We start from the raw sequence: 13049 nt of genomic DNA on the forward strand, positions 1-13049 counted from the left end.
TATTTTGGGCCAGATGAAGCAGGGATCCTGTTTCTTTCGGAAATGGAGTGAAAATGGGGCAGATGTTGAAATGTGTCTCGCCGATCGATGGATCGGTTTATGCCGAACGTGAAGTGTTGCCGCGAGAGGCCGCGTTCGGGGCCGCGGCGCGTGCTCGGGCTGCTCAGGCGGAATGGGCAGCTCGTCCGTTGCAGGAGCGGATCGATCTTGTGATGGCGGGTGTGGCCGCCGTTGGCGCCATGAACGATGAAATCGTGCCGGAACTGGCCCATATGATGGGTCGCCCAGTGCGTTATGGCGGCGAGTTCGGTGGATTCAACGAACGTGCCAGCCATATGGCGGAGATTGCCGAGACGTCCCTGGCAGATATCGCCGTCGGCGAAGACGAAACGTTCAAACGCTACATCAAGCGCATTCCTCATGGGGTGGTCTTTGTGGTGGCGCCCTGGAACTATCCCTATATGACGGCGATCAACACGGTCGCACCGGCGCTGATCGCGGGCAACACGGTCGTCCTGAAACACGCGACACAGACGCTGCTGGTGGGCGAGCGCATGGCAAAGGCGTTCCAGTCGGCAGGTGTGCCCGAGGACGTATTCCAGAATGTGTTCCTGAGCCATGACGTGACCAACGACCTGATCGCGGGCAACGCATTTGATTTCGTGAACTTCACCGGATCAGTCGGCGGCGGTCGGGCGATGGAACGTGCCGCGGCGGGCACGTTTACCGGCGTCGGCACCGAGCTGGGCGGCAAGGATCCCGGCTATGTCATGGATGACGCCGACCTGGATGCCGCGGTCGACACGCTGATTGACGGTGCGATGTTCAATTCGGGCCAATGTTGTTGCGGAATCGAGCGGATCTATGTTCACGAGAGCCTTTATGATGACTTTGTCGCCAAGGCGGTGGACATCGTGAAGGGTTACAAGCTGGGCAACCCGTTGGATGCCGAGACAACGATTGGCCCGATGGCCAATGTGCGGTTTGCCGATGAGGTGCGAGCCCAGATCGCCGAGGCGGTTGCAGCCGGTGCGGTCGCGCATATCGACACCTTTGCTGAAGACGACGGTGGCGCGTACCTGACACCGCAAATCCTGACCAATGTCAATCATGACATGCGCGTGATGCGGGACGAAAGCTTTGGGCCCGTGGTGGGCATCATGAAAGTGTCCTCGGACGAGGAGGCCATCGCATTGATGAATGACAGTGAGTTTGGCCTGACTGCCAGCCTGTGGACCCGCGATGTGGATCGTGCGGCGCGGGTGGGTGACCGGATCGAAACGGGGACCGTGTTCATGAACCGCGCTGATTATCTGGACCCCGGCCTGTGCTGGACGGGCTGCAAGAATACCGGGCGCGGCGGCGGTCTGTCCGTCATCGGATATCACAATCTGACACGTCCCAAATCCTACCACCTCAAAAAGGTAACGGGCTAAGGACGACGGCCTGCTTCGGACCCACCCCCTCGCCGAAGCAGGCCTTATTTTGCAAAGGAAACCTGAAATGACACTTGTTGGAAACTGGTCCTATCCGACCGCCATCAAATTCGGAGCCGGGCGCATCAGGGAATTGCCCGAAGCCTGCGCCGCCGCCGGAATGAAGAAACCATTGCTGGTCACGGACAAGGGGCTGGCCGATCTGCCCATCACCGGCTCGACACTGGACATCATGGAAGCCGCCGGACTGGGACGCGGCCTGTTCAGCGATGTGGACCCCAACCCCAATGAGAAGAACCTTGAAGCCGGAGTTGCGGCCTATAACGCGGGTGGCCATGACGGGGTGATCGCCTTTGGCGGCGGCTCTGGGCTGGATCTGGGCAAGATGGTCGCTTTCATGGCCGGTCAGACGCGCCCCGTTTGGGATTTCGAGGATATCGGCGACTGGTGGACACGAGCCGATGCCGACGCGATCGCGCCAATCATTGCCGTTCCGACCACCGCAGGGACAGGATCGGAAGTGGGCCGCGCGAGCGTCATCACCAATTCCGAGACCCATGCCAAGAAGATCATCTTTCATCCCAAGGTTCTGCCGACCGTGGTGATTTGCGACCCGGAGCTGACCGTCGGGATGCCCAAGTTCATCACGGCAGGAACAGGCCTGGACGCCTTCGCGCATTGCGTCGAAGCCTTCTCGAGCCCGCATTATCACCCGATGAGCCAGGGCATCGCGCTGGAGGGTATGCGACTGGTGAAGGAGTATTTGCCCCGTGCCTATGCAGACGGCACCGATATCGAGGCCCGCGCCCAGATGATGAGCGCCGCTGCCATGGGTGCAACGGCTTTCCAGAAGGGCCTTGGCGCGATCCACGCGATGAGCCACCCAATTGGCGCGGTATTCAACACCCATCATGGCACCACGAACGCGGTCTGCATGCCCGCTGTGCTGGACTTCAACGCCCCGGCCATTGCAGACCGGTTTCAGCAAGCTGCGGCATATCTGGGCATCGACGGCGGCTTCGATGGTTTCCGCGCCTTCGTGCAGAATTTCAACGACAGCCTTGGCATCCCCCGCACATTGTCCAAATTGGGTGTGACCGAAGCTTCTATCCCAGAGCTTGTCGAAGGGGCGATCATCGATCCGTCATGCGGCGGCAACCCGATTGAGTTGACGAAAGACAACCTGACGCAGCTGTTCAAAGCAGCGCTGTAAGAAACCAAAGGGCCCGGCGAAACTTGCCGGGCCCTTCGCGTTCAGATCGCCAAGGTCAGATCAATGCCCGGTCAAAACCAGAGTGTTCACCGGCATCAGGATCAAACGCAGGCGCAGGCCCGCTGCATGCACCACGCCGATCGTGTCGACCACGTGCAGGAAGGCCGCCTCCCAAAAGCCCAGATCCTCGTGCTCCAACCGCTCGTGGTTGTCTGTGTAGACATTGGCCAGACAATTGCTGCCCGGCGGAATGTCATCGGCCATACCTTTGTACAGCGGCTCCATATAGACCAGAATCGAGCCCGGATTGTTGTTGGCCTGCACGTCCCGCAATTCGTCCGATGGGCGGATCTGGCCCGACGGGATGACATCCTGCACCTCGACCACCACGGTGGGGATCACGGTGAATGGCTTTGTCATGCAGCCCAATTCACCAATCATGCCCGGCTTGATCACCTGGGCAGAAAGCTGGCTGAAAGCAGCCTGAAAACGATCATGCCCTGTGTGCGATGGCACAAGAATGCCCGCGGGGCGCAACAACGGGCTTACGTAGTCACCGACCTGAAGACCGAACTGTTCGACCCGCCCTGTGACGCCTGCGGTGATCACCGTCTTGTCCAACTCGGTCTGCGCAGCATCCAGTTGCGCAATGGCACTGGCTAGCTGCGCGGGGATCAGTTCTTCGATCTGCTGCTCAACCGCGGCACGTTTGGATTCCGCTGCAAGAACCTGGGCCTCTCTCTCGGCGACAAGGTTTTCCAGCCTCTCAATCTCGGCAAGCCTTACGGCGCTTGAACCTTCGTCGCGCAAGGTCGTGTTGCGCTCAAGATCCTCCAGAGACTGCGCAAGGGCTGCATTGGCACCTGCAATTCCAGCTTCCGCCTCGGCCAAATCGGTTTCCGCAACCTTAAGCGAGGCCTGTACCTGTGCAATCTGCGCATTTGCCGCCTGAACTTGGGCAGTCTGGCTGAAATCCTCGATCCGGAAAATCGGTTGACCCGCAGTTACCAGTTCGTTGTTCTTGACGAAAACCTCGGAAACACGGCCGCCCAATTGCGGCAGAATGGTCACCGTCCGAAAATAGGATGCCGCAGTTTTGCTGGCCGGATGAAAGTAAAACAGCGTGGTGATCACGGTCAGCGCCAGAATGGCACAGGTGGTCAAACCCCAGCGCAGTTCGTACCACATGGTGAACAAGGTAATCTCGTGACCGATCCGCTTGCCCTGTACAAAACGGCGGAACAGATAGTCGGGCAGCACCGTTATCAGGGCGCAGAGCATGGTCTCGATCATTTGGATTGCTCCTGCGTATCGCTGTGTCCAGGATCTGGCGCAGCCGGCACCGTTGTTTCAGGCACTGGTTCCGGAACAGGTGACCGACCCAGAGAACGAATGGCATCGGCAATGTTTCGAAGCGGGGTGGCAAAATCCGGGAACTGGAACCCTGCGACCAATATAGCAGCAACCCAGAAAAGCCCATTATGTGTAAACAGCGCCAGCAGCGCCAGAATGCCCACCAACTGAAATTGCGGGTGATTGTTTTCGTGGGCCATTTTTTCGGGAACCGAATGCAGCGTCAGGTATCCGACACCGATCAGCACCACCAGAACGACGAAAAAAACGACCATGGCGGAGAAAAGGTAATCGCTTCCGTCAGCTGCGACAACATATCCTGGAATATGCCCTGTGGCCATTGGATGAAGGTCTGCTGCGGTCACCTTACCCTCCTGTATAATTTGATACTTCTTTGACGGGGTTGAAGCACAATTTCAAGGCTGCTTATAGTCCGGAAACCCAAACGCGTGGCGAACGAGGAGCTTTGGCGCCAGCATGAAACTCAAGGAACCTGTAGCGTCTCTGCTCAGGATGGATCGCAAGTCATGATTGATTTCCTGATAATCGGAGGCGGCATCGCCGGGCTGAGCGCCGGTGCGCGCCTGTCGCAGCACGGAACCGTGATGGTTCTGGAAGCGGAAGACGCCCTGGGCTATCACGCGTCGGGTCGGTCAGCGGCCTTGTTCGAAGAAAGCTATGGACCGCCTTCGGTCGTCGCACTGAACAAAGCGGGGGCTGCCTTTCTTCATACGCAGAATGGCGGTTACCTGACCCCGCGCGGATTGATGCTGGTCGGAGCAATTGACCAGCCCGACATGTTCGAAGCTGATTGCGCCGATCTGAACATGGTGAAAATACCGATGGATCAGGCGATATCGCGCGTTCCGATCCTGAATCCGGACAAGGTCGGGTTTGCAGCCACCAGCGAAGCGGCCTTTGACATCGATACGGATCGCCTGTTGCAGGATTTCGCCCGGACCATCCGGCAAAACGGGGGAACGGTTTCGACGAAAAGCAAAGTCACCGCCATTCGAAAAGAAAAACACTGGGCGGTTGAGGCCGGTGAGATCTTTGAAGCCCGCACTCTGATTAACGCAGCCGGGGCCTGGGTGGATGAGGTTGCACAGCTTGCAGGGCTGCCCGGTATCGGTATCACACCTCGCCGTCGGTCAATGGCGCGTCTTCCCGCCCCCGGAGGGCATGACGTTTCTGTCTGGCCGATGATGCTGGGCGCCGGCGAAACATGGTACACCAAACCGGATGCGGGCAAGCTGCTGGTCTCACCATCCGAAGCCGATCCGGTTCCGCCACAGGATGCTTATGCCGATGATATGGTGCTGGCAGAGGGTCTGGCACGGTATGAGGAGTTGATGACCGAACCTGTCACAAGGGTTGAAACAAATTGGGCGGGCTTGCGCAGTTTTGCCCCGGACGGGACCTTGGTGCTTGGGCGCGACCCACTGGACCCGTCGTTTGTCTGGTGTGGCGGTCAGGGCGGGTATGGATTTCAAACCTCACCGGCGGCCTCGCAACTGCTGTGCGATCTTGTTGTCGGAAACACACCCGAACTGGAACCTGACATCGTAGGCATGTTGACCCCTGACAGGCTGGAACGATGATCAAACGCAGCCTCCCCTCTTCTGCAAGCGTCGCCAATGCGTCTGAAGATGGCAAGCTGGTGGCCCCGGCAGCATCCCGGAACACCGACGCCCTGATTGCAGTGTTGCAAGAATGGGGCCCGTCCCAGGGCCAGGCATTGGAAATCGCAAGCGGGACTGGTCAGCATGTCAGGGTCTTTGCCGAAGTGCTTCCCGGGCTGACCTGGCAGCCTTCGGAAGTTGACCCTGAGCGGCGCGTGAGTATCGATGCCTATACCCGCAACCTACCAAATGTCGCGCCGGTCGCAGAACTGGATGCAGCGACATCAGGCTGGCACAGGCGGTTTTACGGCCATGATCTGATCGTTCTGATAAACTTGATTCACTTGATCAGTTGGCAGGAAACCAGAACCATCGTTTCAGAAGTCGCCCAATCCCTGTCACCAAAAGGGCGGTTCATCTTGTACGGTCCGTTCAAACGCTCGGGCCAACTCACCAGTGACGGGGATGCCCGCTTTCATAAGGCTTTGATCCAGCAAGACCCCGAAATCGGCTACAAAAACGACGCGGACATTCTGAACCTGTTCAAAAATGTCGGCCTGCTCGCGTTGGCACCGGTCGAAATGCCTGCCAACAATCTTGCGTTCATTGCCGAACGCCCTGAAGTCTGATCGAGATCAAAGTCAAACAGCCGCAACCCATTTCATATTCCAGTTGCTAGATATGAAGAAGGGTACTCAGCAATGGCATGGCAAGAAAAACTCTCGGCAACACGAAAGAGTTTGCGAAACCTGAACGGATCCATTCCCGATACGACACGCGCATTCGGAGCGCTTGGCAAAGCCGTCAAAGAGGGCGGGACGCTCGACTACAAGACCAAGGAATTCATTGCGTTGGGCATGTCAGTCACCCTGCGATGCGAACCCTGCATCACCCTGCACACCGAAGCTTTGATCAAGGCCGGTGCGACACGGGAAGAAGTGTCCGACGTGTTGGCCATGGCGATCCAGATGGGCGGCGGCCCAGCCATGATGTACGCGGCCAAGGCGCTGGAATGCTTCGACGAACTGTCTGGATGACAAAAAAGAAAAGACCCCGAAGGTTTTCGGGGCCTTTCTTCGATCAACCGTCCTTGCGGATGGTTTCGTTTTTCGGGTCGTAGGGGCTGTCGCAGGTCACGACCGCATCCCATAGCTTGTCCTGCATCTTGACCTTCAGCTTTGTGCCTTCGACTGCCAGCTCGGGTTTCACATAGCCCATGCCGATGGATTTCTCGAACACCACGGAATACCCGCCCGAGGTCAATCGACCCACGCGTTCACCTTCCGGTGTGTACAGTGCCTCGCGGCCCCATGGGTCGGCATCCTCCGGTCCGTCGATCAGCAGGGTACAGCATTTCACGCGCACGCCGGTCTCTTCCAGCTTGGCCTTGCCGTAAAAGTCTTTCGACAAATCGACAAAGCGCGGCAGGTCGGCCTCCAGCGGGGTCGCGTCGCGGCCCAGTTCGGTGCCAAAGGCGCGATAGGATTTCTCCTGACGCAGCCAGTTCTGGGCGCGGGCACCGACCAGCTTCATGCCGTGTTTCTCGCCAGCCTTTTCCAACAGGTCGAACAGGTAGTTCTGCATCTCGATCGGATGGTGCAGTTCCCAGCCCAGCTCGCCGGTATAGGCTACGCGGATCGCGTTGACCGGGCACATGCCAAGTTCGATCTGACGGGCCGACAGCCATGGGAAGCGCTTGTTGGACAGGGCGGTATCCGGATCGGCGTCTTTGATGACCTCTTTCAGAACGTCACGCGACTTGGGTCCGGCGATGGCAAACACGCCCCACTGGGTGGTCACGTCCTGGATCTCGATGTAACCGAACTCCTCCATCTTGTCCTCGGCCGCCTTGCGCAGATAGTCGGCGTCGTACTCGGTCCAGGCTCCGGCAGAGACGAGGTAATAGTTGTTCTCGCCATTGCGGACGATGGTGTATTCGGTGCGGGTGGTGCCGTGCGAGGTCAGCGCATAGGTCAGGTTGATACGACCGACCTTGGGCAGCTTGTTGCAGGTGAACCAATCCAGGAACTGGGTGGCACCGGGGCCTTTGACGACGTGCTTGGTGAAGGCAGACGCGTCGATCAGGCCAACGCCTTCGCGGATCGCCTTGGCTTCTTCGACAGCATATTGCCACCAGCCGCCACGACGGAACGAGCGGCTTTCCTTGTCGAAGTTCTCGGGCGCATCGACAGGGCCGAAATAGTTCGGACGTTCCCAGCCGTTGACCCAGCCGAACTGGGCACCGCGTGCTTTCTGGCGATCATAGGCCGGAACGGTCCGCAGCGGGCGGCAGGCTTCACGCTCTTCGTCCGGGTGGTGCAGGATGTAGACGTGCTCATAACACTCTTCGTTCTTGCGGGCCGCGAACTCGGTGGTCATCCAGTTGCTGGAATAGCGTTTGGGGTCCAGCGAGGCCATATCGATCTCGGCTTCGCCATCGACCATCATCTGCGCCAGATAGTAGCCCGTGCCGCCTGCCGCGGTGATGCCAAAGCTGAAACCTTCGGCCAGCCACATGTTGCGCAGGCCCGGCGCAGGGCCGACCAGCGGATTGCCGTCAGGCGTATAACAGATCGGGCCGTTGAAGTCGTCTTTCAGACCGGATTCAGCACAGGACGGCACGCGCTCGGCCATGGCCATGTACTGATCCGCGATCCGATCCAGATCCAGCGGGAACAGATCCGCGCGGAAGCTGTCCGGCACACCGTGTTCAAACCGCGCGGGGGCGCCATGTTCATAGATACCCAGGATCCAGCCGCCGCGTTCTTCACGGGCATAGGATTCGTTGTCGGCGTCGCGCACGACGGGGTGTTCCGGGTTACCTGCTTCGCGCCATTTGACCAGTTCAGGGTCCTTGTCCATGACGATAAACGTGTGTTCGACCGGGATCGCAGGCATCTTGATGCCCAGCATCTTGGCGGTGCGCTGTGCGTGGTTGCCCGATGCAGTGACAACATGTTCGGCAGTGATCACAACCTTTTCGTCGCTTTCGACAAGGTTGCCGCCTTTTTCCACCATCTTGGTGCAAGTGACTTCCCAATGGGTGCCGTTCCAGTGGAAGGCATCCGCCTGCATCTTGCGCACGATCTCGACGCCACGCTGACGGGCCCCCTTGGCCATCGCCTGCGTCACGTCCGCAGGGTTAATATACCCGTCTTCGGTATGGTAGATCGCGCCCTTCAGATCCGATGTCTCGATCAGCGGCCAGCGTTCCTTGATCTGCTCGGGGGTCAGCCACTCATAGGCAACATCGCAGGTTTCGGCGGTAGAGGCGTAGAGCATGTACTCGTCCATGCGCTCCTGCGTCTGTGCCATGCGCAGGTTGCCGACGACGGCAAAGCCCGCGTTCAGCCCGGTTTCTTCTTCCAGCGTCTTGTAGAAGTCGACCGAGTATTTGTGGATGTGCGTTGTCGCATAGGACATGTTGAACAATGGCAGCAGACCAGCCGCGTGCCAGGTGGACCCGGACGTCAGCTCGTCCCGTTCGATCAACATCACATCATTCCAGCCCGCTTTGGCCAGATGATAGGCAATCGAGGTCCCAACGGCGCCGCCGCCAACGACCAGTGCTTTGACTTGGGTTTTCATAACCGGGCGTCTCCCCTTGAAATCAGTTGACACCATATGGCGCACTTGAGAGGGATCGCGCGACATTCATCCGACCAGTGATATGAAAAAAACGACCCGATCATCGAATGCGGGTCGCAGATCGGACATGAAACCCGTGATCTCAACCGCTGGAGCGACAGCGCTTGCTTGTCCCGATCGTGGTGCAGACAAGTTTCCGAACTTCCTCTGACGGTGTCTTGGCCGCGGGTTCCTCGGGCTGTGAAGGTTGGGCATCAGCTTCAAGCCGACTTTCCGAAATCCCGACACGCGCGGATACCGAGGCAACATAAGCTTTGAAGCCCAGCCCGTTTTCGGATGCCTTGGCCTGCTGATAATAGTCCAGCCCAACAATGGCGACCCCGCAGATCGCTGCAAACCCTGCCAGATATTTTGCGCTCATCTCGACCACCTGTTCCTAACCGAGTCGGTGAGACCAGAACATGTGGACGATTTGAAGGCGCAATGCGGGCCAGAACGCGAAAACCGCTAGGATTGGCCCGCCAAAACCTTGCCGGGATTCATGATGTTCTCGGGGTCCAAAGCAGCCTTGATTGCGGCCATATACTGCGTGGCGGCGCCCAGTTCCTTGATAAGGTATGGCCGTTTGCCCTGACCGATTCCGTGTTCACCTGTACAGGTGCCTTCCATTGAAATTGCCAAGTCGTTCAACCATCCGACAAACTCTTCGGCTTTGGCAACTTCTTCGGTGTTCTGCATGTCGATCAAAATAAGCGTGTGAAAGTTCCCATCCCCCACATGCCCCACAATTGGCGCGAGCAAGCCAAGATCAGCTGCCTTCTGCTGAGTGCCGGTCACACATTCCGCCAGGCGCGAGATCGGCACGCAGACATCCGTTGAAATACCACGCGCGCCGGGGCGCAGTTGCAGACATGCCCAATACATATCATGGCGCGCCTGCCAAAGCTTGTTCCGTTCCTCGGTGGTCGAGGTCGCAGCAAAATCCGTACCGCCGAACTCCTCGGCGATCTGACCAAAGGTTTCAGCCTGTTCCGCCGCACCGCTTTCAGAGCCATGGAATTCAAGCAGCAGCAACGGCGTTTCCGGAAGACTCAGCCCGGAATAGGCGTTTGCCGCCTGAACCGACATTTCATCCAGCAACTCTATTCGGGCGACCGGAATGCCATACTGAATGGTCATCATCACCGCGCGGCAGGCGGCATCGACCGAAGGAAAGGAACACCTGGCCGAGCTGATCGCTTCGGGGATGCCCTGCAAGCGCAGAGTCAGCTCGGTGATGATACCCAACGTGCCTTCCGCCCCAATCAGAAGGCGTGCCAGATCATACCCGGCCGATGACTTCTTGGCCCGGTGACCGGTACGGATGATCTGGCCGTCCGGCATGACCGCCTCGAGGCTGAGAACGTTGTCCCGCATCGTTCCGTATCGCACCGCATTGGTGCCCGACGCGCGGGTCGCGGCCATGCCGCCCAGCGACGCATTCGCCCCCGGGTCAATCGGAAAGAACAAACCCTGATCCCGCAAATGAGTGTTCAGCGCCTCGCGCGTGACGCCGGGCTGCACGACACAATCCAGATCTTCGGCGTGGACAGCCAGCACCTTGTCCATCTGCATCAGATCGACCGAGATCCCCCCTGCTGGCGCATTCACATGCCCTTCCAGCGACGTTCCCGTGCCAAAGGGAATCACCGGCACCCGGTGCGCGGCACAGGTTTTGACGATTTCCGACACGTCCTGCGTAGTATGCGGGAAAACCACAGCATCCGGGCTCTGGTTTTCGATCCAGGTGGTGGTGTGCCCGTGCTGTTCACGAATCGCGGCACCCGTTTGCAACCTGTCGCCAAAACGTTGTTTCAGAACGCCTATGACGGTTTCGATACCTGTTTCATTCCGAGGCAAAGCGGTCGCTTGCACCATCGTCATCCTCCCCTGTCCCGGCACGTTGCGGGCCGTTCAGTCCATGACTAAAGGGCTCGTCAAGTGCGGGCAATCCCCACAAATACCAAGGCCCTATTCGCCCAGCGCAATACCTTCGCGACGGGGGTCGGCACCACCGCTCAGCCCGTCGCCGATTTCGATGGCGTGAAGGCCAGATGTCAGGTCACGCGGGTTTACTTCGAACCCAAACTGGGTCAGCCCGTCGGAAAAGCCTTCGGCAGATGTGCCGGCCTCGACATCATATGTTCCGAAACGATTGACAAGATGCGGCAGCGACACAGCTTGCTGCACATCCATACCCCAGTCGGCCCATGCGATAATCGATTTGGCCACATAGCCGATGATCCGACTGCCACCCGGCGAGCCAATCGCCAGAACCGGCGCGTCATCCTGCATCACGATGGTCGGGCTCATGGACGAACGCGGGCGTTTTCCGGGCTCCAGCCGGTTGGCGATCGGCACACCATCGCTGTGGGTCTTGAACGAAAAATCCGTCAGTTCGTTGTTCAGAAGGAACCCGTTCGTCATCAGGCGTGAGCCAAAGCCGTTTTCGATGGTCGTGGTCATCGACAGCACGTTGCCATAGCTGTCTACAATCGAGATATGCGAGGTCGAAGGCAGCTCAAGCGACACATCATCCGCCCAGTTCAGCGCGTGGTCGAATTCCGGCTGACCGGGCCCGACATCTGCCAACGCGCCTTCGTTGTTCAGCAATTCCGCTCGTTGCGACAGGTAGGCCGGATCAACCAGCCCTTTGGTCGGCATGGGCACGAAATCGTTGTCAGCCATGTACCGGCCGCGGTCCGCAAAGGCGAGGCGCGAAGCGTCTCCGATCAACCGCCAGGCCTCGGCGCTTTCCGGCCCCATGGCCGCCAGATCATAGCCGTTCAGCATCCCCAGAATTTGCCCCACGGTCAGCGCACCCGACGACGGCGGGCCCATGCCGCAGACTTCATAGGCGCGGTATTCCGCGCAAACCGGTTCGCGCTCGATCACCTGATACAGCGCAAGATCCGCACCGGACAGAACACCGGGATTGCCCGGAGCATTGCGAACCGTGCGCACGATGTCTGCCGCAATCTCACCGCCGTAGAATCCAGCCGCCCCGTCACTGGCCAGCACACGCAGAGTTTCGGCATAAGCTGGGTTCATCAGGCGCTGCCCCTGTTGCAGCGGCGCGCCCCCCGGCAGGAAATATTCAGCGGTTTCCGGGAAGCGCGACAGGCGCGCGGCATCGTTTTCAACAAGGCTGGCCAGACGCGGGGACACCAGGAACCCTTCATCCGCTAACCGGATTCCATCGGCAAACAATCCGGGCCACGAGGAACGCCCCCAGCGGCGATGCGCCTCTTCCAGCAAGGCAGGTGTGCCCGGCGTCCCCACGGACAGCCCACCGACAACCGCATCGAAGAATTTCAGCGGCTCACCGTTTTCGTCCTGAAACAGGGTCGGCGTGGCCGCCAGCGGCGCCGTTTCTCGCCCGTCCAGAGTTGTCATCTGACCGGTCGCAGCATCGTACCAGACCAGAAACGCACCGCCGCCCAAGCCCGAGGATTGCGGTTCGACCAGGCCCAGCACGACCTGCACCGCAACCATGGCGTCTGCGGCAGACCCACCTGCGCGCAATACTCTGGCGCCGGCTTCCACCGCCAGCGGGTTGGCCGCGGCGACCATCCAGTTCTGGGACGTGACCGGAACGCCATCCAGTTTGGCCTCAAGCGCCGCGATGACCTCGTCGGTCATGGCCTGTACCTGCCCTTCCGTGGCCGTTTCGGGGGCAACGGCATCGGCCGCTTCCTGAGCGACCCCCGGAGCAGCAAAACAAAATGCAGAAAACAGTAGAACTGAAACACGTCTCATTTGATCAAAGCCTCCAATACATCCCTGACTATCAAAATT

The 13049-nt window shown here is 59.1% G+C and carries 11 protein-coding genes; 5 read left to right on the plus strand and 6 right to left on the minus strand.

Annotation, left to right across the window (positions count from 1 at the left end):
• The first annotated feature begins 53 nt into the window (after window positions 1–53).
• Window positions 54–1436, plus strand: a complete 1383-nt coding sequence (locus tag FIU92_RS12000) for an aldehyde dehydrogenase family protein (RefSeq protein WP_152458816.1) — start codon at window positions 54–56, stop codon at window positions 1434–1436.
• A gap of 67 nt (window positions 1437–1503) precedes the next feature.
• Window positions 1504–2649: an iron-containing alcohol dehydrogenase gene (locus FIU92_RS12005; protein WP_152458818.1), complete on the plus strand. Its 1146-nt coding sequence runs from the start codon at window positions 1504–1506 to the stop codon at window positions 2647–2649.
• 60 nt (window positions 2650–2709) lie between these two features.
• On the opposite strand, the gene FIU92_RS12010 is transcribed toward FIU92_RS12005, so the two are convergent.
• Together FIU92_RS12010 and FIU92_RS12015 are read right to left on the minus strand one after the other, a co-directional pair.
• Entirely contained in the window at window positions 2710–3942 is a 1233-nt protein-coding gene (locus tag FIU92_RS12010) for an HlyD family secretion protein (RefSeq protein ID WP_152458819.1), read from the minus strand.
• Window positions 3939–4343, minus strand: a complete 405-nt coding sequence (locus FIU92_RS12015; protein WP_371419750.1) for a hypothetical protein — start codon at window positions 4341–4343, stop codon at window positions 3939–3941. The genes FIU92_RS12010 and FIU92_RS12015 overlap by 4 nt, the downstream gene beginning before the upstream one ends.
• A 186-nt stretch (window positions 4344–4529) precedes the next feature.
• Between FIU92_RS12015 and FIU92_RS12020 the strand changes: the two genes are divergently transcribed.
• From FIU92_RS12020 to FIU92_RS12030, 3 genes are all read left to right on the plus strand, one after another.
• Window positions 4530–5603, plus strand: a complete 1074-nt coding sequence (locus FIU92_RS12020) for an FAD-binding oxidoreductase (RefSeq protein ID WP_152458821.1) — start codon at window positions 4530–4532, stop codon at window positions 5601–5603.
• Entirely contained in the window at window positions 5600–6253 is a 654-nt protein-coding gene (locus FIU92_RS12025) for a DUF938 domain-containing protein (protein WP_152458823.1), read from the plus strand. Before FIU92_RS12020 ends, FIU92_RS12025 begins: the two co-directional genes overlap by 4 nt.
• Before the next feature lie 72 nt (window positions 6254–6325).
• Window positions 6326–6661: a carboxymuconolactone decarboxylase family protein gene (locus tag FIU92_RS12030; RefSeq protein WP_152458825.1), complete on the plus strand. Its 336-nt coding sequence runs from the start codon at window positions 6326–6328 to the stop codon at window positions 6659–6661.
• Window positions 6662–6704: 43 nt separating this feature from the next.
• Here the strand turns inward: FIU92_RS12030 and FIU92_RS12035 are convergent, their stop codons facing one another.
• From FIU92_RS12035 to ggt, 4 genes are all read right to left on the minus strand, one after another.
• Entirely contained in the window at window positions 6705–9212 is a 2508-nt protein-coding gene (locus FIU92_RS12035) for an FAD-dependent oxidoreductase (RefSeq protein WP_152458826.1), read from the minus strand.
• 142 nt (window positions 9213–9354) lie between these two features.
• Entirely contained in the window at window positions 9355–9633 is a 279-nt protein-coding gene (locus tag FIU92_RS12040) for a hypothetical protein (RefSeq protein WP_152458828.1), read from the minus strand.
• Between the two features lie 86 nt (window positions 9634–9719).
• Complete coding sequence (locus FIU92_RS12045) at window positions 9720–11129, minus strand: FAD-binding oxidoreductase (protein ID WP_152458830.1); 1410 nt, start codon at window positions 11127–11129, stop codon at window positions 9720–9722.
• 93 nt (window positions 11130–11222) lie between these two features.
• The gene (ggt, locus tag FIU92_RS12050; RefSeq protein ID WP_152458831.1) at window positions 11223–13010 is read right to left on the minus strand and encodes a gamma-glutamyltransferase; all 1788 of its coding nucleotides are present in this window, start codon (window positions 13008–13010) and stop codon (window positions 11223–11225) included.
• Window positions 13011–13049: the final 39 nt, after the last annotated feature.

Origin of the sequence: Ruegeria sp. THAF33, from assembly GCF_009363615.1 — a bacterium.
In the GTDB taxonomy this organism is placed as follows: Bacteria; Pseudomonadota; Alphaproteobacteria; order Rhodobacterales; family Rhodobacteraceae; genus Ruegeria.